This window comes from Trebonia sp., assembly GCF_030042015.1.
In the GTDB taxonomy this organism is placed as follows: Bacteria; Actinomycetota; Actinomycetes; order Streptosporangiales; family Streptosporangiaceae; genus Trebonia.
This window is the reverse complement of sequence record NZ_JASIAL010000137.1, coordinates 1-21894: the sequence shown is the minus strand read 5'-3', so window position 1 is coordinate 21894 and position 21894 is coordinate 1. Positions and strand designations below refer to the sequence as shown.

Here is a 21894-nt window from a genome sequence, read left to right as displayed (position 1 = left end):
TCATCCGTTCTCGGGAGTCAGCAGTTCAAAGTTCGCTGGCTGGCTCAGTACCTACGGCGGCTGTGACTGCGCTGATGAGATCGCTGCCGAGTTCACTGTGCCGACCTTCACCTGCTCCAACCCAAACCAGATCGCAGGCATATGGGTTGGCATTGGAGGATACGGCGCTATGGGCGCTCCCATTCCGCCTGACCCTTTCCCGGCGGACAATCTGCTGACCCAGGACGGTATTGCGTTCGGCTGCAATGGCAGGAAAGCCCTCGCGTCCCGTTTCCCGAGCAGCCCTACCTACGCAATGTTTGAGGAAGAGATAGGGGTATCGCCTGGCAACAATAACCCTCCTGCTTATGAGCTGCCACAGTTTGCCTTCCAGGTTTTCCCTGGCGACAAGATTTACTCGGCTGTATTCCTGCCACCGAGCGGCACGGTCGACTACTTGGTCGCTGACCTGACCACGGGCCAGGAGCCAATGCCACTTAGCCAAAGTTGATCATGCTGCCCTCGGAAGGTTGACTAGCACGATGGTCGGCGGCCCGTCGTGGCGGGTTCCGTGGTCGGCGTGTTTCCTGACCCGGTAGGAGTTGTGCCTGGCACGCTTGACGACCCTGGGGTAGGTCCGGTTCCGGCGTTCGGGGTTGAGGTTCTTCTTCCGGGTTATGTCGGCCATGATCGCCGCGCGCAGGAGTTCTGGCGGGTCAGGGGGGAAAGGCCGCCGGGGTGATGGCCCGGCGGATGATGCGGACGGTGCGGGTGAACTTGACCCGGTCGGGGTCGATGTCGGCTTCGGTGGCGGCCCGGCAGATCAGGGAGCTGACCGCCCAGTGGATGAGCAGGTAGCCGTAGATCTCCTGGCGGACCATGTCCGGGCTCTTGGACCGCAGCACCTTGCCTGGGCCGCGCAGGTGGGTCTTGAGCTGGTCATTGCCGGTCTCGTGCTCCCAGCGCTGGTGATAGGCCTCCGCCAGCGCGATGGCCGGGGCTTCCCGCGCATCGGTGATGGTGGTGATCAGGGCGATCACTTCGCCTTTCCCGTCACCGTCACGGTCGGGGACCTCGTACTCAGTCACCCGGACCGGGCGTGCCAGGCCCGGGTCCAGGTCTTCTCCTGCGCGTGCCGCCTCGGTCAGCTGCCCGCGGGCCTTGCCGCCGGTCTTGGGGCTGATCAGCACCGAGCGGTACGACCCGTCGGGCAGCAGCTCCAGCACCGGCAGGGTCAGGTCAGCCTTCACCCGCCACAGCAGCGCCGCGCCGGAGTCCGCAGCCGCGCACCAGTCCTGCCAGTTATAAAAGTTCCGGTCGGCGATCAGCAGCCAGTCCCGCTCCAGCCGCCGGTAGAGCTTACGGGCCAGCGACTGCTCCCCGGCGCCCTTCCCGGCGACCCCGCCGACCTCGGCGTCCACCACCGCGTGCGAGGCGCACTCGCTGACCGTGACCACCCGCGCCTTCGGGAACGCCGGGCAGTCCGCATCGCCCGCGCTCTTGCCGGCATAACCGAACTCGGCGGCGTTCTCCGCGGTGTCCGGGGCGTCCCACTCAAACCCGTCGATCGCCATCAGCCGCCGGCCCGCCAGGAAGGCGCCCTTGGTCAGGGCGTCCGCGGCCGGTACCGCCACCCTGGCGAACAGCCCCGCCAGCGGTTCCCATCCCAGCCGCTGGCGGGCCTGGGTGATCCCGCCCGAGGTCGGCACGCTCCACGACGACTCCCAGCACCCCCACGATCCCAGGGTGCCGGCCAGCCGCGCCGCGACCTCCTCATAGTCATCATCGGCAAACAGCGCCATCGCCATCGCGAAGTACACCATCACGTGCGGCGGGAGCTTACCGTCCCGCCGCCTGGCCTGCCGCCCCGCCGCCGCGACCGCGTCATCGACCGCATCCCGCGGAACCGACGAGGCAAGCACCCCGAAGGTGACCTGGTCCGCCAGCCAGCCGCCCGCCATCACCACGCCATTGTCGGTCATGCAACGCGATCATGCCGGCCACCAGACCCAACGGACCGCACCGACACGCACCCGCCAAGATCAACTTTGGCTAAGTGGCATTGTGTCTTGAGGTGACACCAGCGAGCTGGAATCGGACGATCGCGGTAAACCTGACTGGCGCGTTCTTTGTAGCACAGGCGGCTGCGCGACTGATGCAACGCGGCCCTTCCGGCGGCGTCATCCTGAACACGGCTTCGGTCAGCGGAATGGTAGGAATGCCCAATTACGTCGCCTACAACGTCAGCAAGGCAGGCATGATCGAGATGACGAAGACAATGGCGCTCGAGCTTGCGCCCAGCATTCGGGTCAACGCGATCTGTCCCGGCTACGTGCTGACCGACATGCAGCGGCGCGAGTATACCGAAGCCAAGATCGCCCAGTGCGCCGAGAGCCTGCCACTGAAGCGACTAGCAGCCCCAGATGAGGTCGCTGCCCTTGCTTCATTTCTGGCCTCATCAGAGGCTACATACGCGACGGGACAGACGTTCGTAATCGATGGCGGCGAGATTGCGGGAGGGTTGGCGAGCTCATGACGACGACTTCTGTGGCGATGCAGCCAATCGAAATTGGGGACCGTGACACGATGCTGGACGCGATCCGGTCCCGGCGGCCGATTCTTGTCCGTGGCCTTATAGGACGCTGGATGGCGTCCAGTTGGACGTTTGACAGCTTGCGGGCTGTCGCTGGCGACCGAACAGTGAAAGTACTTGTCGACCTCCCCGCTCGCGGCGGCGTACTGGAAGGCGGCCAAGAAGCATATGAGCAGGAAATGCCATTCGCCTTGTTCCTCGATCGGGCAGAGCAGCCCGACTGCGCCCCTTGCTACCTCGCATATACGCGGCCCGGCGAGCTGATCCGGGGCAGCGAGGACGCATTCGACTTCAGCCCGATAACGATTCCCTGTCGACACCCCACCGACACCCGGCTCTGGGTTGGGTCGACTGGTACGTGCTCGGGTCTGCACTCGGACCTGAAAGATAATGTCTTCGCACAGATCAGTGGCCAGAAGCGGCTGATCCTAGTGCCGTTCCGGCAGACGCACCTCGTCTACCCATTCCTGGACAACATTGCGAATAGCAGGATTGACCCCGAGCACCTAGACACACTCAGGTTCCCGCGTTTCCTGGAGGCGAACGTGCTCACAAGCGTCCTCGGGCCGGGTGACGTGGTGTACATACCGCGGGGCTGGTGGCACTACCTCCGGTCCGAGTCACCGTCAATCTCAATCAACCATTGGTTCGGGCCCCCAGTCCCGGGCTATGTCTTCCTAGCCTTGCTCGTCCGGCTGGGTTGGCGCTATCTCAACCGCGCTGTGGTTGACCTGGTCCGGTATTCGCTGCTGGGGGGCACGTATCGGAAGGACTTCTTCTTCACCCCGCCGTCAACCGGCGAGCGGCTGTTCAACCTAATTCGGCATGGCGACTTCTCCCGAGACAATGATCCAGCAACCGACGCGTGACAGGCCTTGGCCTGACTCTGCGGAGTCACCGGTCCACTCCTACAACGAGTGGGACCCACTGGAGGAGATCATCGTCGGCGTCATCAGTGGCGCCGCTGTGCCAGAGTGGGACATTGCCGTCGCGTCGACCATGCCAAGGCAGAGTGAGGAACTCTTCCGAAGCCGTGTCGGCGGCGGATTCCCCGACGAGCACGTCCGGCTGGCCGAGGAGGAATTGAACCGCTTCGCCGCTGTATTGACCGAAGCTGGGATTCGTGTGGTCCGGCCCGCGCCGATCAACCATCGCCGACCGTTCGCGACGCCGAACTGGTGCAGTCCTGGCGGCGTATATAGTGCCATGCCCCGAGACTTGCTACTGATTGTGGGCGACACTATCATCGAGGCGCCAATGGCCTGGCGGGCACGTTACTTCGAGATCGACGCCTATCGGCCGCTGCTGACCGATTACTTTCGGCGCGGCGCGCGATGGATCGCCGCCCCGAGGCCGCAGCTCCTGGATCAGTGGTATGACCCAGACTACGACCGCGAACACCCTCAGGTGTCCGGTCGCTACTTGACCCTCGAGCACGAACCCACGTTCGATGCAGCCGATTTCGTTCGCTGCGGCCACGACATCTTTGTGCAACGCAGCCATGTCACCAATCGGCTCGGCATCGAGTGGGTCGCTCGCCACCTCGGCAACGACTACCAGGTACATGAGATCGACGTGGTCGACCCAGCGCCGATGCACATCGATGCCTCTTTCATGCCGTTGGCACCAGGCAAGCTGCTTCTCAACCCCCAGCGAGTGGTGTCGGCACCAGCGATGTTCGAATCGTGGCAGGTCCGTTGGGCGCCGAAACCGACCCTGCCGCAGGACCACGTACTCTACATGTCGAGCGCGTGGGTCAGCATGAACGTGTTGATGCTGGACGAGACCCGAGTGGTGGTCGAGGCGTCCGAGACACCACTGATCGACCTGCTCAAGGACTGGGGGCTGGAGATCGTCCCGGTGCAGTTCCGAAATGTCATGCGGTTTGGCGGGTGCTTTCACTGTGTCACTGCGGATATCTATCGCCGGGGGGAGCTGCGCTCTTACTTCTAGTCCAGAGCGCGACAGCTCGCTGCCCTGCAGCATTCTCTATAGCCTTGTGCGTGGGATCAGCGCGGCAGCCGACTCGCACCCAGAACGGGACGTCACTGCTAACGGAGAGGGGTCACATCGATGTCCTCACAAGTTGTCACATACGAATTGGACGACGCCACCCGCGTACGCTTCGAGATCGAGCCCGGAGCTGATTTCCGTCCGGCCAGCCCCGATCAGATAAGCGGTCATGTGGAAGAAGCAGTCGGCCCAGCTGTTAAGGCAGCGAAGGCCGTCCTGGACAAGATCAAGGAGGTACGACCAGATCAGTTGGAAATGACCTTCGGGATCAAGGTCACCGGTACCGCAAACTGGCTGGTGGCTAAGGCAGCCGCTGAGGGCAACTTCGAGATCACACTGACTTGGACACTAGGAAGCCATGACCAACGTGAGCCCGGCTCCCGCACGACATGAGTACTGAAGACGCCGCGCATCCTCGTACCAATACGTGGGTTGCCGCCATCCATTCCTCCGAAAAGGATTTCATACCGATCGGAACTGCGCTGGTCATAGATGCGCGGCGGCTGCTGACCTGCGCACACGTCGTGATACCGGGTCAGGGCCCTGTTCTGGACCCGTTGTGGGTGGCCTTCCCTATGGCGGACGACTCATCAGCGCGACGTCGGCGTGTGATCTCTGTGGTATCTCCTAGCAACCAGGAGGTCTTGGATCTGGCGGTTCTGGTTCTCGACCAGGATGTGCCGCCGGGCGTTACCTCCGCACCATTGCGTTGTCCTAGTCCCATGGACTTGGTCGGGCGCAGATGGTGGGCTTTTGGGTTCGCTAACCGTGACCCTGTTGGCAATTCCGCTGGTGGAGTGGTGGGCGCATCCCTCGGCTATGGCTGGGTCCGGCTAGATGCAGAGTCGCGGTACCACATAGCGCCTGGGTTCAGCGGCGCTGGACTGTGGTCGCCGGATTACGAAGCGGTGGTCGCACTGGTCGGTGAGGCCAACGACCGTGGCGACGGCCGCGCGATCACGCTTTATCAGGCGAATCTGTCTCTTCCGGAGGAGAAGATCCAGGCCCTGGCTGGTTGGTCGGTCCAAGACTCCGGCGAACTTGCCCTGGCGGCTTGGGGCTGGACACTCGCGCGCGACCCGGAAGCACGGCGACACTGGCAGCCTCGTGCCCGAGGCGTGAGCATCGATAGCGAACAGGGTTACCGGTTCCGTGGCCGGATGGCGGCACTGACTGAGATCGCGGGCTGGCTGGATCGCGCAATGCTGGACCGGCGCGCACTGGTCGTCACCGGGTCACCCGGAGTCGGCAAGTCTGCTGTCCTCGGGCGCATCGTCACGACCGCGGACGCTGCGATCCGTGCGGCTCTGCCGCCAAATGACGACGCGGTCTGCGCGACGCCATCCTCGGTGGCCTGTGCAGTCCACGCTAAGGGCAAGACCGCGCTGGAAGTCGCGGCAGAAATTGCCCGCGCCGCATCAGCAAGGCTGCCTGACGACGCTGGGGACCTCGGGCCTGCGCTGCGCGATGCGCTGACCGAACGCGACGGTCAACGCTTCAATGTAGTGATCGATGCTTTGGATGAAGCAGCCACATCGACGCAGGCCAGGGAGATCATCACCAAGGTCGTGCTGCCTCTGGCGGAATCTTGTTCAGACCTACACGCTCAGGTCATTGTGGGCACACGGCGCCGTGATGACGGCGGTGACTTGTTCCGGTTCTTCGGGGGCGCCGTAGCTGTTATCGACCTGGATGATCCTGAGTACTTTGAAGAAGCCGACCTTGCCGCGTATGCGATGGCCAGCCTCCAACTGGTCGGCGATGAGCGTCCTGGGAACCCCTATGCAAATGATGAGATTGCCGGTCCGCTTGCCCGCCGTATTGCTCAACTCGCTGGCCAGAATTTCCTGGTCGCCGGGCTGATCGCCAGGGCCCACGGCATGCACGACCGACAGCCTGCTTTGCCTCAGGACCTCGTATTCAGCGCTACCGTCGACTCGGCCCTGGCCACCTATCTCGAGCGGATTAGACCGATCGCGAACGTATCAGCTGAAATCGTACTCACCGCCCTGGCGTTCGTGGAAGCGCCAGGACTGCCCATCGATCTTTGGCAAAGGGTAATCGAGGTGATCGGCGGCCACCAGATTACCGCTCAGCAACTATCACGGTTCGCGCGGTCCTCAGCTGCTAATTTCCTCGTGGAGTCCAGTACAGGCGGCGCTGGCCCGGTGTTCAGGTTGTTCCACCAGGCGCTCAACGAGGCACTGCTGCGCGCACGATCCCAATTCGCTTCGCGTGGAGAAGACGAACGGGCTCTGAGCGAGGCTTTCATTCGCTTGGGGAGGCAGAGCGGCTGGCGCCACGTCCCCGCATACCTGCTCCGCTCGCTTGCCGCCCACGCGGCTATCGCTGGTGTAATAGATGATCTGCTGCTGGATAACGCTTATTTGCTCCATGCCGACTTGCGGCGCCTGATCCCCCTTACCGAGCGTGCGGTGTCTGCGCCCGCTCGCCGCCGGGCCTGGATGCTGCGCCTGACCCCTGAAGCGATCGTTGCCGAGCCGCAGGACCGTGCCGCCCTGTTTAGCGTCACAGAGGCGCTCGACGACCTCGGTCACGCATACCCTGGCACCGACTCGGTGGCGCCATATCGGGGGGTATGGGCGGCTGCCAGACCCCGACCTGAGCGAGCCTCCCTGCGTGGCCATACGGGCGGGGCCAACATGGTCTGCACGTTCACGCTTGACGATCAGGTCCTACTCGCCACTAGCGGTGGCGACTGGGTGGTCCGTATCTGGGATCCCGTTTCCGGAGAGCAGCGGGCCACCTTGGACGGTCACACCGACTGGGTCAGGTCTATCTGCGCGTTCACGCTCGATAGCGAGGTCTTGCTCGCTACCGCCAGCGAGGATCGCACCGTGCGGATATGGAACCCCCGCACCGGAGAGCAACGGGCCACTCTAGACGGTCACAGAGGGGGAGTCCATGGAATCTGTGCCTTCACCCTCCACGGTCGCGTGCTTCTCGCCACCGGCGGCCGTGACCGCGTGGTGCGGCTCTGGAACCCTCGCACCGGAGAGCAACAGGCCGTCCTAGACGGCCATACCGACTGGGTCAGAGACATTTGCGCGTTCGCCCTCCATGGCAAGGTCCAGCTCGCCACTGCCAGCGCCGACGGCACGCTGCGGATCTGGGACCCGGCAACATCCAGCCAGCGTGCTGTCCTGAGAGGCCACACCGGCATGGTCTCCGGGCTTTGCGCATTCACGCTGCATGCGCAGGTCCTGCTCGCCACTGCCAGTGACGACCGGACTGTGCGGATCTGGGACCCTGCCGCCGGTGAGCAACGGGCCACTCTTCACGGGCACACCGATTGGGTCAACGGGCTTTGCGCATTTACGATGAACAACCAGGTCCTGCTCGCTACCACGTGCGGCGACCGGACTGTGCGGATCTGGGATCCCGCAACCGGCGAGCAACGGGCTGCCCTGGACGGCCATACCGACTGGGTCAGAAGCATTTGCGCACTCACGCTCCGTGGCCACGTCCTCCTCGTTACTGGCGGAGGCCACCGGACCGTGCGGATCTGGGATCCCGCAACCGGCGACGAACTGGCCGCGCCGAACAGCAACATCGACTGGATCTATGACGTCTGCGCGTTCACTCTTGGCGAGGAGATCCTGCTCGCCAGCGCCGGCGGTGACGGCACGTTGCGGATCTGGGATGCCGCGACCGGCGAGCTGCGCGCCGCCCTGAAGGGCCATACGGACGGCATCTACGGGGTCTGCGCATTCACTCTTGGCGAGGAGATCCTGCTCGCCAGCGCGGGCGGTGACGGCACGTTGCGGATCTGGGATGGAGCGACCGGCGAGCTGCGCGCCGCCCTGGAGGGCCACACCGACCATCTCTATGACGTCTGCGCGTTCACTCTTCACGGCAAGGTCCTCCTCGCCGCGGTCGGGGCCGATGGCATATTGCGGATTTGGGATGCCGCAACTGGTGAGCTGCGTGCCGCCCTGGAGGGCCACACCGGAGCGGTCAGAGGGGTTTGCGTATTCACCCTTGGCAGCCAGGTCCTGCTTGCCACGAGCGGTGACGACTGGACAGTACGAATATGGGACCCCGCTATCGGCAAGCTGTACGCCCTCCTAGAGGGCCACACGGACGGCGTCTACGGTATCTGCGCGTTCACTCTTGGCAGCGAGGTCCTGCTCGCCACCGCCAGCGCCGATGACACGGTGCGGATCTGGAACGCAGCGACTGGCAGCCAGTACTCCACCCTAGACGAGCACACCGACGCAGTGAACAGGATCTGCGCGTTCACCTTCCGCAGCAACATCCTGCTCGCCACGGTCAGCGACGACCGCACTATGCGCATCTGGGATCCTGCTGCTGCGATAAGCCTTCTGTGCGTGCCCGCCCACCACGTGGCTCAGGCAGTCTACGAGACTAATGGTCGCCTTATCGTGGGTCTTTCCGCCGGAATCCTTACAATCGAACTAGGCCTGCCTTCTCCGCCGGTAACCGACTGAGCCAGCAATTCGGGAATCCATCTCGGCGGGTTGGCGAACCCTCGCGTTGCCCTAGCCTCCGCCATCGTAGCGCGGCCGAGCGGCCGGTTGCCTGGGGTGTGGTGCGGGGCGGAGCCGCTCCGAACTGGCCGATCTGCGTTTGCTGCCGCTGCTATCTCCCGAACGATTAGAGACTTCATGTCACTGTCGTGACGCCCGCGGATGGATGAAACTTGGGGCTGCGCCGCCCGCTGACGTCGTTTTTCCTTGGCGCTGCGTGCCTGTTTTAGAGACTGACGCTGGAGCCTGCCCGGTAGGTACCCCGGATTGCTGCTGCGAGCGCGTGTCACAGGATCTTGATCTTGTCGCGGGCTCCGCGGGCGGCGTGCCCGTATCCAGTATGGGGGGAGATAGGGAGGCTGGCGATGGAGGTCGTCCATCCTCGGGTAGCCGGGATCGATGTGCACAAGAAGGTCATCTGGGTGGCGGTCCGGCTGCCCGGTGAGCGGCCCGGGGAGCGGGCCGTGATGGTGCGGAGGGTCAAGACGTTCTGGCGGTCGCTGCGCCAGATGGCGGCCTGGCTGGCGGAGCTGGGCGTCAGCGATGCGGCGATGGAAAGCACGGGCGTGTACTGGTGGCCGGTGTATCACGCGCTGGTCCAGGCCGGGATCGCGGTGTGCGTGTGCAACGCGGCGCACATGCGCAACGTGCCGGGCCGCAAGACGGACCTGGCGGACTGCCAGTGGATCGCCGAACTGCACGAGCACGGGCTGCTGCGGCCCGGCTTCATCCCCACCGGGGAGGTGGCCGAGTTGCGCGCCCGGACCCGGTACCGCAAGAAGCTGATCGAGCAGCGCACCAGCGAGGGGCAGCGGCTGTCCAAGGTGCTGGAGGACGCCGGGATCAAGATCGACTCGGTGGCCAGCAGGCTGCTCGGCAAGTCCGGCCGGGCGATGATCGAGGCGCTGATCGCCGGGGAGCGCGACCCGGGCATCCTGGCGGGCCTGGCCCTGGGCGTGCTGCGCCGCAAAACCGGGGACCTGGAGATGGCCTGCGACGGCCGGTTCACCGCCGCCCATGCGCAGATGTGCCGGCTGCACCTGGACGCCTACGATCACCTGACCCGCACGATCGCCGGGCTGGACGCCCTGGTCGCCGAGGCGGCCGCGCCGTTCGCCGCGCTGATCGCCCGGCTGGTCACCATCCCCGGGATCGGACAGCGCACCGCCGAGGTGATCGTGGCCGAGACCGGCGGGGACATGACCCGGTTCGCCACCGCCGCCAGGCTCGCCGCCTGGGCCGGGCTGGCACCCGGCGACAACCAGTCCGCCGGCAAGCGCAAGCACGCCGCCGCCCGCAACGGCGACCCGCACCTGCGAGCAGCGATGGTCGAGGCGGCCTGGGCGGCCGCCCGGACCCGGACCCGGCCCGGTGCCCGGTTCCGCCGCCTGGCCCGCCGGTTCGGCCGCGGACACGAGAAGAAAGCAGCGATCGCCGTCGCGCATACCCTGCTCAGCATCGCCTGGGCAGTCATGAGCCGCGGCGAGGACTACGCCGAAGCCGGCGAGGACTACTACGAACAGCGGGAACACCGCAACCGCGAACACCTCATCCGCCACCACCAGCAGGCCCTGGCCCGGCTCGGCATCCAGGTCACCCTCACCGCACCCGGCGACGGCTCCCCACCCACCCCCGGCCCAGGTCAGCAACCCGCCGCCTGAACCCACCCCGCCCGAAACCGGCTCCGCCAGCACCAGCCGGCTCCGCCGGCGCTGCCGCGCGCCAGGCTAAGGCCCCCCAAGTTTCGTCACAGGTGCAAATATTCGGCAGCGTTCTGACCGGTTTGGCTATAGTCAGGCCCACTGGGTCAGTCACGCTCCGTGACAGCTGTTGCCGGGCGAGGATGTGCTGCCGGAGGTCGCGAAACTAAGGTGCCCATCGCCTTTGTCAGGGGGTCCGGCCGGGTCGGCGTCGTGGTGAGGGCCGGCTTGCTGGCCGGGTGGGCCGTCCGGGTACGGGTGACCGGGTCTTTTGCCGGCTGCCGGGGCCGGACGCGAAGCTGCTGGCGGCGATCTGGGCGGCGGTCTGGGCGGTGTCCGGGTCTGCGTGGGGATGTTGCTGCTGTCCTGGCGCGGTGGCGGTGCCTGGTGGTGCTGGCCGGGCTGTCCTGCTGGCTTGGCGGAGCCCGGTGGCGGCGCGGAGCGCGGCCTGGGCCTGGTGGGCGCGCTGCTGTGTCTGGCGCAGCTGGGCGATGGCTTCGGCGAGCGCGGCGAGCTGGATGATCAGTCTCAGCGGCGCGAGCGACTTGTCGTGGGTGAGATATCCGTAGGCGAAGATGAGCCGGGCGGCCTGGCGGAGCCGGTTTCCTGCCGGGGTGGGCGGCGGGATGCGCCCGTACTGCTCGCGGGCGGCGCGGTCGAACCCGTCGGCTGCTTGCCGCAGGATGGGGCTGCCGAGCGCGGCGGCGGTGACCCGCAGCGCGTCCCCGGCCGCCCACGCGGCGTCGGCAGCAGCCTGCGGGCTGGTGAGGGACCATGCGCGGATCTGGGCGGCGGCATGACCGGCGACGCTGGCGGCGTACTCCCATAGATACTGCCGCTCTTGGATCGTCAGGTGCACGACTGGCTCCTGCCGGACTGCCCACCGCTGGGCGAGCCTGGGCCAGGACAGGTCGGCGGCGAGCTTGCCGCCGCCGTACCACACCGGTGTCCCGTCCCTGGTGGTATCGCCGGGAAGCGCGACCGAGTACCCGGTGACCTGCCCGGGGTTCGTGGCGCTGTACCGGACCCTGACCCGCACGCCGGCCTGGCCGAGGCGGGCAAAGAACTCCTCCGCGCTCGCCGCGGCGGCGGCGGCGGTCGCGACGTGGCGCCGCAGCGTGACGCGGGGCGGCTCGCCGAGCCCGAGCCGTTCCGCCTTCCCGGTCTCGGCACGGGTCGGGCCCCGGCTGGCGGTGCGGTCGGCCGGCGCGGTGGACCGCAGCCCGTACCGCTGCTCCGCGGCGATGCAGGCGTCGCGGACCCGGTAGCGGGTGTTCCAGGTGCTGACCCGGGCGCCGTCCTGCCGGGCCAGCATCGCCACCAGGTGGATGTGGCCGGGTCCGTGGCGCACGGCGATCCACCGCACGCCCTGGTCGTCCTGACCATGCGGGGACAGCCCGGTGCGGGCCATCACGTCCCGCGCGATCTGCGCCCACTCCGCATCGGACAGCATGCGGTCTTCGGGAGCGGCACGCATCGCGCAGTGCCAGACCGGTTCCGCGGACGCCAGGCTGCCCTGCCTGTCGTGGGGCAGCCTGAGCCGGCAGACCAGGCGGCGGAAGTCGCGCCGGCCATCCGGGCGGACACCAGGTTCAAGGCCCGCCGGGTCGCGGTAGCCGGCCAGGATGTGCGGATCGGTGTGCTCCTCACAGCGGCCAGGGCCGTACAAGTACCGGATGAGCCCGGCCAGGTCGTCCCCGCGCGGGCAGATCTTCCCGATCACGCCCGGCCCCTGCCTGCCCGGTTCAGCGGGCGGGCCGCCCTGGCCCTGGTGCGCGCGAACCGCTAGCCGCCGACCGCCCGGCAGGCTGGGCCGGGGTCCGCCGAGTCTGCGCGGACCCGCGTTCCCCGCCTGGGCGTATCGCCGAGACGGCGCGCTTCCACAGATCGACGCTGAGCGCATCGACCTGGGCCGCCCAGCGCATGGCCTGCTCCGCCAGGCGGGGCAGGTCCCCAGCAGGCTGCCCGGTTGAGTTCAGCGCTTTCACCGCCTGGTTGAGGTTCACCCCGACCTTGCGGACCTGGTCGGCGGCGTGGTCAAGACGGTCACTGTCGCCGAGCGCGTCCTCTAGCGCTATGTCGGGGGTGAGCACCGTGCCGCGCGCGGCGGCCAGCGTGGCCTCGGCCGCGAACGCGGCACGCGCCCGCCCGGCCCGGCTGGCAGCGGCCCGCACCTCGGCGTGCTCGGCTTCGGTCAGCGAGAACCGCATCATCCTGGCCCGCGGTACCGCCTCGCGTTGCCTGCGACGCGGCGGGCTGACCGGCAGCGGGCTGGCGTCCCGCTCGTCGCGGTCTATTGCTCCGGGCATGCTCCGCTCCCCTTTCCCGCTGCCATTTCCCGGCGCGAATGCGCCGTAATTCCGGTGGTAAGGCAAGCCGACCGTCCCCGCTTTTGAGTATGCATCATGGACCGCGCCCGGTCCAAACGTATCAGGCCCGATATCGGCATCTTGCTGCTGTCTCCTCCGCTGTCTCCGTCCCAGGAGGAAAGGCGCAGGTGAATGGTCGCGTGTTTCTCTCCTCGGCGCTGCCTGGCGGTCACTGGCGCGCCGAGAAAGCGTGCCGGGTCCCGGCCAGATCCTGGTGCCCCACGTCCCTGCCCGGGTTCCCGGCCCCGCTGAATCGCAGGCCAGCGGCCAGATCTTCGTGTCCCGTGAGGCGAATGTGACACACTGGGATCAGGCCGGCAGGACCAGCCTGCAACCGGCGCGATAGCGTCCCTGCGAATGCCGAGACACGCACACCGGGGATGTATCCCCGGTGTGCGTGTTCAAGTGAAAAAATTTTCCGGTACTAATCCGTGCCATCTACTGATAGTCAGTGTTGGCGGGTGATGGCCTGTGTTGCGTAGTCCAGCTTAAACGAGGTCTACGTTGGTGCACGGTGATTTGCCGCCGGGCCGCAAATAGCTAGCTTTAAATCGTGCGTGCCAGGAGATCATCACCGCTGCGGAAAAAGGCAGGCGGGCCGGGGTGACAAGCCGGTCGGCCACCCAAGCCTCGCAGCCGCGGCCGGCGCGCTCTGGCTCGCTTACGGCCACCCCAGACCAGCACGACGAGCCGTGCGACCGCGGCGGCCAACCCGCCGTCGGCTCCCAGACTGGCCTGGATGCCTATATCGCCCGGCTGGTCGACCAAGCGCCTCCGCTCAGCAGAGAGCAGCGTGACAGGCTCGCGCTTATCCTGCGCCGACCGCGCCGCACCCCTGCCGGGCCGCTCGGCGCGCAGCCGCCGGACCCGGTACCGCAGCAGGTCTATCCGTTTCATGGCTGACCGCCGTCCGCGCGACCTGGGCCAGCGCCTGGACCGGTACTGGCCAGACGTCGACATGGCCCCGCTCGCCGGTCACCAGAACCTCATTTGGTGGATCGGGCACCTCCGCCGGGCCGAGACATCCCTGCGGCGGTTCCGGAAACGGCTGGAGGCGTTGCGGGACAGTGACCCGCCCCGGCTGTGCCCCGGCTGCGGTGCTTGGTCACCGGCCGCGCAGACGCCCTCTACTGCGGGACCAGCTGCCGTGTCCCGCGCCGCACCCGCCCGTAGGCGCGCCGGCAGCGCGGCGGCCTCACCCGGCGCCGGGCTGGTTCCAGGTGACCTGGACCGTGGCCGGGTCAAACGTGCGGGGGGCACCGCGGCCCGGCGAGCGCAGCGTGATGCTCATCAGCGTCTTGATGACCGAGCGCTTGCGGCTGATATCCAGACCCTCCCACACGGCGGCGGCGTTCTCCGCAGCCACCAGCGGGGCCAGGACGTTCTCCCGCGCCGCGCCATCCAGCTCGGCGCCGATCGCCTCCAGCCGGGCGGTCCCCGCCTCGGTGGCTTTCAGCATCTGCGCCCGGGTGATCCTCCCCAGCGCCCGGTCACCGGCCATCTCCTCCAGGTTCCGGCGGATCGCCACGGCCTCCTCCCGCAGCGCCGCCACGTCCACCCCGGCCTCCTCGGCGGTAACCAGATCAGCCGCATCAGCGCGGGACAGCCGGGCCACGACCAGTTTCTCGATGAACTCCTCCACCGGCCTGGCCTGCCGGGCCACGTGCCCGCCGTGGTAGGCCCGGTTGCGGGTGGCCGGGGTGCACCGGTAGATGTAATGCCCGGTGTGACTGGGCATGCCGGTGACCACGTTCCCGCACGGGCACCGTGCCAGCCCGCCCAGCAGCGTCCGCACCCCGCGCGGCGGCTTGCGGGTGGGGTCGTCCAGGATGGCACGTACCGCCCGCCAGGTCTCCTCCGACACCAGCGGCTCCCAGTCCCCTTGCCCGACGATCTCCCCATGGTAGGCCGACAGCCCCGCGATCCTCGGGTTCAGCAAGATGCTGCGGATGCTGGTCCGGTTCCACACGCCGGTCCCGCGCTGGTTCTGCTGCGGCGGCGCCAGCCCCAGCGAGGTCCATTCCCGGCGGATCCCGCTGATCGTCCCCCCGCCCAGCAGCGCCGCGCACGCCTCAGCCACCGCAGGGCCCTCGACCGGGTGGGCGGTCACGTGGTCCTCCTGGTAGCCGAACGGGCGGGGGCAGCCGGTGAACCGCTTGCCGTTGATCGCTGCCTGCTCGAAGGCCAGCTTCTGCCGCTCGGCCTTGCGCTCCTGCTCGGCCTTGGCCACCGCGATCATGATCCGTGCGTGCAAACGGCCGGAGTCGGTGCCCAGGTCGATGCTCCCGTCTACCTCGGCGAACCGCACCCCGGCCTTGTCGAACCGGGGGATCAGGTACTCCAGGTCCAGCGGCTCACGGATGAACCGGTCCCACTTAAAACACAGCACCGCGTCCACCTCGCCTGCGTCGACCAGCCGCATCGCCTCTTCGTACCCGGGCCGGTACTTCCCCGGCTTGGTCGGGTCCTTGCGCGTCACCCCGATGTCGTTATCCGAGAGCCGGTAGACCACGGTCCAGCCCCGCTCGCGGGCCGCGCGTTCCAGCTTGGCCATCTGGTTGGCCACGCCGTGCTCGTCGTGCTTGTCGTCCAGGCTGATCCGGACGTAGATCAGGCAGCGGACCAGGGTGCGGGTCACCCCGTCGGGCGGCCTGGCCGCCTCCATCAGCTGTATTGCGTCACGAATCGTCATATGTGTTATTATAACGGATAGGAGCCGCTGTGCAGACGCCACCACCGGTGCAAGCAGGCACCCGGCTGGACACTTGAGCAGCCCCTGCCGGGCCTCATGCGCTGGACAACCCCAGCCGGACGTGTCTACACCACCACGCCCACCGTCTACGACACAGTGGGGTAGCGGAACGCTGCAGCTCGCGCGTTGGCTGTGCGCTCACGTCCACGACGCCAGGGACGTGCCCCGCCCGCCCACCCTGTTCGCCGCCTACGCCGTCGGCTCCGACGCCGCCGCGTCAGCGACTATCATCTGGCACTTCCAGCAATCTGCTCGCTGATCCCGAGCCCTGGACCGGTGCCGCTGCCACGGCAGGGACTGCACGGCATGAGCCGCGCAGCCGCATATGGATGTGCCCGTCGGTGAACCAGTGCGGCGGATTGGCCGGGCTGAGCTCCCGGAACGGGTACCCGGCCTTTTCCGCTACGCGGCAGGATGCCAGGTTGCCGACATCGTGCACGAGCATGATCTGCCGCAGGCTCGCTCCGGCGAACGCATCGAAGACCCAGTCGGTCACCGCCATGACCGCCGCCGGAGCGATGCCACGGCCCCGCGCTGCCACCGCGGTCCAGTAGCCGATCTCGGCGGTCTCGCGCTCGCCGATCCGGCCGGTCTCCTCGCGATTCTTCAGTCCGACATTCCCCGCCAGGACACTGCCGCCGACACCGTCCGCCTCGAGTACGGCGAAGCTCAGCCGGTCACCGTCGCGCCAGCCGCGGTCCTGGCTCGCGAGCCACCGGGCAGCGTCGCGCTCGCCGGCCGGCCCGGCCCGACGCTGCGCCCCGCCGGGCAGCGCGGTCCTGACCGGGCGTTCGTCCGGTCGCCACCACATGCCAGCGGTGGGGTACTCGCGCCTCATCTCGGCGGCCAGTGCGGGGATGTCCGCCGCTCGCCAGGGCCGCAGGATCAGCGCTGGCTGGCGGCTCACGGCCGGCACGCACAGCTCGGGGAATCTCAGCCCGTCTGTCATGCCGCGAATAATGCTGGACCACCGGCATCGCGCTCAACCGGGTTTCGCCCAGGTGATCGGCTAAGGATGAGAGCGCAAGGCACCGGCAGCGTGAGCCAGAACTGGACGTTCTGCTGGCGGCACATGGTCCGGTCGGCACGATCGCAGGTCGTTCCGGAGTATCGGCGCTATGGTGCCGGGTGGCGAGGGCGCTCTCTCAGATCCTTGCATACCTGGCGTATCGGGACGCCCGCCCGGCTGGCGGCGGCGCGGATGTAGGCGACCGCCGCGTACATGGCGTACTGCCAGAAGTCGTCGGACTGCCACCAGGCGACCTCGTCCAGCAGGTCCGGGTCGGTCCCGCCATGGACGGCTGCCGCGGCCAGCACCGCGTACTGGAGCTTGGCGTTGCGGCGGCCGCGGAAGGGGCCCTCGGGCAAGAACCGCTCGCGCAGTCCCTCCAGGGGCAGCGGGTCAGCCCGGCTGGCCCCGCACCAGTCCAGCGCGTCCGCTGCGAGCCGGAGGAACACCTCGCCGGGGAAAGTGTCGTTGCGCGGGTGCAGGGCCGCAAGCCCGCCAAGCACCTCGATGATGTCAGTGTCGCTGGCGAGCCCGTCGAGCAGCATACGACGGGCGGTCATGGCGTCCTCAGCGGTCGGCCGCTTCCTGCCGGGCATGTCACGACGGTAGACCAGAGCAGTCAACCGCGGGTGGCCTTTCCGGGCCGACCGTGCAGCACGGCCGTGCAGCATTTGGGCGTCAGTCACCGCTAGCCGTTTGGCTGCAGACCAGGGGTGTCAAAGAACGTGTCCAAAGCGCTGGTGTCTGCCTCGGCCTGGGCCATCTGCTCCGCTGTGTCGCTCGTAACCGGCAGGAAGGCGAGCTGGGTCAGCTCCCGGATGGCCGTCGTCCACCGAGGATTGTTGGCTGACTTCAGGTCGTTGGCTGCCGCCATTTGGCGCTGGTCCACAAACGCGGCGGGAACCTTAACCGTCAGCTCCCACTGGGCCCGCGCGGCGCTGAACGCCGTCGAGGTAGAGCTGTTCGACTTGGGAACCGGCGGTGGCCCGTCGCTGTTGACCAGGCTGAAACTGGCGTTGTCGCTCTTGGGGTTTTGCAGGCTCGTCGGTACGATACGGTTCTCGAAACGAGCCATGGTGAGTGTCCACTGCCTGCTGAGAGACTGCGCGCCGGCGTTGCCAGCACCGGTGTTCAGGCCAGGGAGCTTGCCGATGGTGGCCAGGCCAGAGATTCTGGTGAACGATACGTCCTTGATGTATGGCATGCCAGCCGACGCAGGAGACGAGGCATCTTCGAGGGCTATCCATGTGCCTGACTGGTCAAACTGCCCACCTGACGGACCAGTGCTGGTTATTGGATTGGCTTCGTTCGCCAGCTCCTGGCCCGTGGTCAGGTCAGCGACCAAATAGTCGACCGTGCCGCTCGGTGGCAGGAATACAGCCGAGTAAATCTCGTCGCCAGGGAAAACCTGGAAGGCAAACTGTGGCTGCTCATAAGCAGGAGGGTTATTGTTGCCAGGAAATACCTCTATCTCTTCCTCGAACATTGCGTAGGTGGGGCTGCTCGGGAAACTGGACGCGAGGTCTTTCTTGCCATTGCAGGCGAACGCAATGCCGTCCTGGGTGAGCAGGTTGTCCTCCGGGAAAGGGTCAGGCGGAATGGGAGCGCCCATAGCGCCGTATCCTCCGATGCCAACCCATATGCCTGCGACCTGGTCTGGGTTGGAGCAGGTGAAGGTCGGCACAGTGAACTCGGCAGCGATCTCATCGGCGCAGTCACAGTCGAGGTAGGTACTGAGCCGGCCAGCGAACGTTGAACTGCTGACTCCCGAGAATGGATGATGGCCTGTTGCGGTTGGCAGCGATCCCTTGGCGGGGATGTTCGTTGGCAAGTCCTCGGGCAGCCTGATGCCGTGGTAGACCTGGCCAGGGACCAGATAGGCCGCGTGATGCGTGCTGCTGCTGCTGGTGCCGCACGCGGCCAGCAGGCCCGTGAGGGCCAGGCAGGCGATGAGTGCTAGCCGTCTCATGAGCAGTCAGCTATCAGGGCTGCGATGGACGTGTTAACGGGGCCAGCCAATGCCGGGTTCACGCCATTGCCGGCGACTCCCATGTAATTGACGGCATTCCAGGCGAATACCATCGCGTCATCGGAGACCCGCGTTCCGCCATTGTAGTTGACCAGATCTTGCTCGGCAGTAGAGAGCGTGTTCTCCGCGGTGATGCTCGGCGGGTTGACGGAGCTGAGCGTGCCCACCGTCTTGAGCACGGCGATGACCTGTGCCACCGTAAGCGGAGGCTGGCCATTGGCCTGCAAGTTGCCGTGGTCAGTTGCGCTCTGGCAGGTGAGCATGCCGTAAGGGGCCATGCCGCCTGGGGTCTGACTCTGGTCGGCAAGCTCGGCCGCCGTCGCCGCCTGGGCCTGGTTACCGTCGCCTGCCGCAGGCTTCGGTGATGTTTGCGCAGCCGCCTGTGTCGTAGCAGGCGGTGCTGGCTTCGGTGCCGATGCTGAAATGCTGTCGCCGCATCCGCTGATTCCTGCTCCCGCCGCCAGCACGATCATTCCGATAGCGGCAACGATAATCCCCTTGTTCATGTTGGCCCCCCGTAACATTGGTGAAAACCCACCGCGCACTACGCAGGCTGGACAGGGTTCCCTGGAGTCCCCTGGATTGTCTTTAGCGAGCGGAGCGTTTTTCCCGCCCCGGCAAACTACATGACCATCCAAATTGATCGTGTCACCGGTCGATCTGCGTGGATCACGATGCCCTTAACCACGGCCGCGAGCACGGGACGGTTCAGACTGCGTGACGGTAAATTTCGTGAGGCCATGGCCGCGCCGCGGCGAGCAGGACGCCGACGCGCCATGGGCCACGGTCAGCTGCGTGCGCTCGCGCCCGCTCACAAGCCGGGCGCTAGGCTGGCGGCAAGACCGGAGATGTCCTCCGGTTAGGGCTGGGAGGTGGTCTGTGGGAGGTTCCGACAGGGTGGGGACGGGCCGCCGGGCCCTCGGTTCTGTAGGTGTGTTCCTGCCGAACCCTCCCGGTGCGGGCGTGCCTTCGGCCGAGGTGCAGCGGGACGCGGTCCGCAGGCTGGAACGGGCGGGATACCAGGCGGTGTGGAACAACGAGGGGGTTGGCGGCAAGGACGGGCTGGTGCAGCTCGGCGTGCTGCTGGCGGCTACCGAGCGGATCACGTTCGGCACGGCCATTGCCAACATCTGGGCCCGGCCGCCGCAAACCGCGCACGGCGCGGCGGCCCTGCTGGCCGACGCCTATCCCGGCCGTTTCGTGCTCGGGCTGGGCGTCGGCTACCCGTTCCAGGCCGCCCAGATCGGCCGGGACTACGGCCACCCGCTGGCCACCATCCGTGATTACTTCGGGCAGATGACGGCAGAACAGCCAATGGCTCAAGTGCCGGAACTCAGCTACCCGCGCATCCTGGCGGCCAACGGCCCGAAGATGCTCGCGCTGGCGGGCGAGATCGCCGACGGGGCAATGCCCGTCTTTGTGCCGCCGGAGTACACGGCGAACGCGCGGCGGGTCCTCGGCCCGGACAAGATCCTAGTCGTGGGGTTGTCGGCGGCCGTGGACGACGACCCGGCCCGGGCCCGGGCCGACGCCCGGCGGTTCGTATCCGAGGTCCTGGCCCGCCCCGGCTCACCGTACGCCCTCAACCTGACTCGGCTGGGCTACACGGCGGAGGAGATCGGCGCCGCCTCCGACCGGGTGGTCGACGCGGTCATCGCGTGGGGCAACCCGGAGCAGATCATGGCCATGGTCCGCAAGCACCTGGACGCCGGCGCCGATCATGTCCGGCTGGGCACGACCGCCCCCGGCTTCCAGTCCGGCCTGGCCGCCCTGGAGCGCCTCGCCCCGGCGCTCACGCAGTGAGCCATTTCCCGGCGACCCGCCAGCTCCCCGGGGGCGCGAGCACGATCCTGCCGAAGACCTCGCCGGCGGCCATCTTCTGGTGAGCCAGCACGGCCTGGCCAACGGCGGCATCCGCGCCACCTCACCGGCCACCGGCCCCGCCCGGCCATACATTGGACCCCATGCCTGTTCCCTTTCCCGAGCCGACCGCCCCTGCCGGGTCGCGTTCGGAGGTGTTCCTGCGCTACCTCGACTACTTCCGCGACCGCCTGGCCGCCAAGCTCCGCGCGCTGCCGGACCGCGAGCTGCGGGCCACTCGGCTGCCGTCCGGCTGGACACCGGTGGAGCTGCTCAAGCACCTCACCTACGTCGAGCTGCGCTGGCTGGAATGGGGGTTCGAGGGTCGCCACGTGCCCGACCCCTGGGGTGACCGGCGGGACGGCCGCTGGTACGTCGCGCCGGGCGAGACCCTCGACGACCTGCTCACCAAGCTCACCGAACAGGCGGCGCGCACCCGAGCGGTCATCGAGACCCATGACCTGGCCGAAGTCGGCCAGCCCAGCGACCGCTGGAATGGGGCGCCACCCGCGACGCTCGAGCGAGTCCTGTTCCACCTAGTACAGGAGTACGCCCGGCACCTCGGCCACCTGGATATCGTGAGCGAACTAGCTGGGACGACTTCCGGCGAATGACCAGCGCAGTCACAATTGACCGCAGCGCCACTCCTGGCGATCTGGCCCCGCCGCACCGAACGGAGGCTGCCATGCAACGCAGCGTTGACCGTATCTACACCACGCACGTCGGCAGCCTGGCCCGGCCCACGGCGCTGCTGGACCTGATGCGGGCGTCCGCCGCGGGCGAACTGGTCGACCAGGAGAAATTCGACGCCGTGCACCGCCAGGCGGTCGCGGACGCGGTCGCGAGGCAGCGCGCGGCCGGGCTCGACGTGATCAGCGACGGAGAGCAGGGCAAGGCGGGGTTCTTCTCCTACATCGGGCAGCGGCTGAGCGGGTACACCCCGGGCGCGGGGCGCACCACCCAGGACAAGTTCCGGCCGGAGATCGATGCCTTCCCCGAGTACTACGAGCAGTACTTCAAGCGCGCGATGACCGGCGGAATGGCCGTCCCCGCCCCTTCCCTCGACTGCACCGGCCCAG

The 21894-nt window shown here is 67.3% G+C and carries 18 protein-coding genes and 2 pseudogenes; 11 read left to right on the top strand and 9 right to left on the bottom strand.

Going from position 1 to position 21894, the window contains the following annotated elements; genetic code table 11:
• The coding region (locus tag Q1N79_RS07030) for a hypothetical protein (RefSeq protein WP_300605772.1) at window positions 1-490 on the top strand (490 nt) is incomplete at its 5' end.
• Here Q1N79_RS07030 and Q1N79_RS07025 read toward each other — a convergent pair.
• Together Q1N79_RS07025 and Q1N79_RS07020 are read right to left on the bottom strand one after the other, a co-directional pair.
• On the bottom strand, window positions 491-667 hold the full coding sequence (locus tag Q1N79_RS07025) for a hypothetical protein (protein ID WP_300605770.1): 177 nt from the start codon (window positions 665-667) through the stop codon (window positions 491-493).
• 28 nt (window positions 668-695) lie between these two features.
• Entirely contained in the window at window positions 696-1961 is a 1266-nt protein-coding gene (locus Q1N79_RS07020) for an IS4 family transposase (RefSeq protein WP_300605769.1), read from the bottom strand.
• Window positions 1962-2053: 92 nt separating this feature from the next.
• Here Q1N79_RS07020 and Q1N79_RS07015 point away from each other — a divergent pair, with 92 nt between their 5' ends.
• From Q1N79_RS07015 to Q1N79_RS06990, 7 genes and pseudogenes are all read left to right on the top strand, one after another.
• The gene (locus Q1N79_RS07015) at window positions 2054-2515 is read left to right on the top strand and encodes an SDR family NAD(P)-dependent oxidoreductase (protein WP_300605767.1); all 462 of its coding nucleotides are present in this window, start codon (window positions 2054-2056) and stop codon (window positions 2513-2515) included.
• A 50-nt stretch (window positions 2516-2565) separates the two neighbouring features.
• The gene (locus tag Q1N79_RS07010; protein WP_300605765.1) at window positions 2566-3441 is read left to right on the top strand and encodes a cupin-like domain-containing protein; all 876 of its coding nucleotides are present in this window, start codon (window positions 2566-2568) and stop codon (window positions 3439-3441) included.
• Window positions 3398-4525 carry a hypothetical protein gene (locus tag Q1N79_RS07005; protein ID WP_300605764.1) on the top strand — a complete coding sequence of 376 codons (1128 nt, stop codon included), beginning with the start codon at window positions 3398-3400 and terminating at the stop codon, window positions 4523-4525. The genes Q1N79_RS07010 and Q1N79_RS07005 overlap by 44 nt, the downstream gene beginning before the upstream one ends.
• A 147-nt stretch (window positions 4526-4672) precedes the next feature.
• Window positions 4673-4978: a CU044_2847 family protein gene (locus Q1N79_RS07000; RefSeq protein WP_300605763.1), complete on the top strand. Its 306-nt coding sequence runs from the start codon at window positions 4673-4675 to the stop codon at window positions 4976-4978.
• Window positions 4975-5493, top strand: a pseudogene (locus Q1N79_RS30575) (serine protease); the annotation flags it as partial. The gene Q1N79_RS07000 and the pseudogene Q1N79_RS30575, both read left to right, overlap by 4 nt.
• Window positions 5494-9057, top strand: a complete 3564-nt coding sequence (locus Q1N79_RS06995) for a WD40 repeat domain-containing protein (RefSeq protein WP_300605761.1) — start codon at window positions 5494-5496, stop codon at window positions 9055-9057.
• A gap of 404 nt (window positions 9058-9461) precedes the next feature.
• Entirely contained in the window at window positions 9462-10757 is a 1296-nt protein-coding gene (locus Q1N79_RS06990; RefSeq protein WP_300605759.1) for an IS110 family transposase, read from the top strand.
• A gap of 226 nt (window positions 10758-10983) precedes the next feature.
• Here Q1N79_RS06990 and Q1N79_RS06985 read toward each other — a convergent pair whose 3' ends face one another.
• The 7 genes from Q1N79_RS06985 to Q1N79_RS06955 all read right to left on the bottom strand — a co-directional run bounded on the left by Q1N79_RS06985 (window position 10984) and on the right by Q1N79_RS06955 (window position 19461).
• Window positions 10984-12519 (bottom strand): hypothetical protein, encoded by a 1536-nt coding sequence (locus Q1N79_RS06985; RefSeq protein WP_300605757.1) that lies wholly within the window; start codon window positions 12517-12519, stop codon window positions 10984-10986.
• A 22-nt stretch (window positions 12520-12541) separates the two neighbouring features.
• Window positions 12542-13105, bottom strand: a complete 564-nt coding sequence (locus Q1N79_RS06980; protein ID WP_300605756.1) for a hypothetical protein — start codon at window positions 13103-13105, stop codon at window positions 12542-12544.
• A 1255-nt stretch (window positions 13106-14360) separates the two neighbouring features.
• On the bottom strand, window positions 14361-15857 hold the full coding sequence (locus tag Q1N79_RS06975; protein ID WP_300605754.1) for a recombinase family protein: 1497 nt from the start codon (window positions 15855-15857) through the stop codon (window positions 14361-14363).
• 277 nt (window positions 15858-16134) lie between these two features.
• Window positions 16135-16866 (bottom strand): GNAT family N-acetyltransferase, encoded by a 732-nt coding sequence (locus Q1N79_RS06970; RefSeq protein WP_300605752.1) that lies wholly within the window; start codon window positions 16864-16866, stop codon window positions 16135-16137.
• A gap of 167 nt (window positions 16867-17033) precedes the next feature.
• Complete coding sequence (locus Q1N79_RS06965) at window positions 17034-17522, bottom strand: hypothetical protein (RefSeq protein WP_300605750.1); 489 nt, start codon at window positions 17520-17522, stop codon at window positions 17034-17036.
• Between the two features lie 92 nt (window positions 17523-17614).
• A complete protein-coding gene (locus tag Q1N79_RS06960) occupies window positions 17615-18895 on the bottom strand; it encodes a G1 family glutamic endopeptidase (protein WP_300605748.1) in 1281 nt (426 codons plus the stop codon).
• Entirely contained in the window at window positions 18892-19461 is a 570-nt protein-coding gene (locus Q1N79_RS06955) for a hypothetical protein (protein ID WP_300605746.1), read from the bottom strand. The genes Q1N79_RS06960 and Q1N79_RS06955 overlap by 4 nt, the downstream gene beginning before the upstream one ends.
• Before the next feature lie 457 nt (window positions 19462-19918).
• Between Q1N79_RS06955 and Q1N79_RS06950 the strand changes: the two genes are divergently transcribed.
• The 3 genes and pseudogenes from Q1N79_RS06950 to Q1N79_RS06940 form a co-directional block, all read left to right on the top strand.
• Window positions 19919-20758: a TIGR03620 family F420-dependent LLM class oxidoreductase gene (locus Q1N79_RS06950; RefSeq protein WP_300605744.1), complete on the top strand. Its 840-nt coding sequence runs from the start codon at window positions 19919-19921 to the stop codon at window positions 20756-20758.
• Window positions 20759-20919: 161 nt separating this feature from the next.
• Window positions 20920-21429, top strand: coding sequence for a DinB family protein (locus Q1N79_RS06945; RefSeq protein ID WP_300605743.1), 510 nt, complete (start codon window positions 20920-20922; stop codon window positions 21427-21429).
• A 71-nt stretch (window positions 21430-21500) separates the two neighbouring features.
• Window positions 21501-21894, top strand: a pseudogene (locus Q1N79_RS06940) (hypothetical protein); the annotation flags it as partial.

Coding starts and splice junctions, on each gene's coding strand:
- Q1N79_RS06955 (WP_300605746.1), bottom strand. CDS start 19,461: ATGAACAAGGGGATTATCGTTGCCGCTATCGGAATGATCGTGCTGGCG.
- Q1N79_RS06980 (WP_300605756.1), bottom strand. CDS start 13,105: ATGCCCGGAGCAATAGACCGCGACGAGCGGGACGCCAGCCCGCTGCCG.
- Q1N79_RS07005 (WP_300605764.1), top strand. CDS start 3,398: ATGGCGACTTCTCCCGAGACAATGATCCAGCAACCGACGCGTGACAGG.
- Q1N79_RS06960 (WP_300605748.1), bottom strand. CDS start 18,895: ATGAGACGGCTAGCACTCATCGCCTGCCTGGCCCTCACGGGCCTGCTG.
- Q1N79_RS06970 (WP_300605752.1), bottom strand. CDS start 16,866: ATGACAGACGGGCTGAGATTCCCCGAGCTGTGCGTGCCGGCCGTGAGC.
- Q1N79_RS07025 (WP_300605770.1), bottom strand. CDS start 667: ATGGCCGACATAACCCGGAAGAAGAACCTCAACCCCGAACGCCGGAAC.
- Q1N79_RS07020 (WP_300605769.1), bottom strand. CDS start 1,961: ATGACCGACAATGGCGTGGTGATGGCGGGCGGCTGGCTGGCGGACCAG.
- Q1N79_RS07010 (WP_300605765.1), top strand. CDS start 2,566: ATGCTGGACGCGATCCGGTCCCGGCGGCCGATTCTTGTCCGTGGCCTT.
- Q1N79_RS06945 (WP_300605743.1), top strand. CDS start 20,920: ATGCCTGTTCCCTTTCCCGAGCCGACCGCCCCTGCCGGGTCGCGTTCG.
- Q1N79_RS06990 (WP_300605759.1), top strand. CDS start 9,462: ATGGAGGTCGTCCATCCTCGGGTAGCCGGGATCGATGTGCACAAGAAG.
- Q1N79_RS06965 (WP_300605750.1), bottom strand. CDS start 17,522: ATGCCCGGCAGGAAGCGGCCGACCGCTGAGGACGCCATGACCGCCCGT.
- Q1N79_RS06975 (WP_300605754.1), bottom strand. CDS start 15,857: ATGACGATTCGTGACGCAATACAGCTGATGGAGGCGGCCAGGCCGCCC.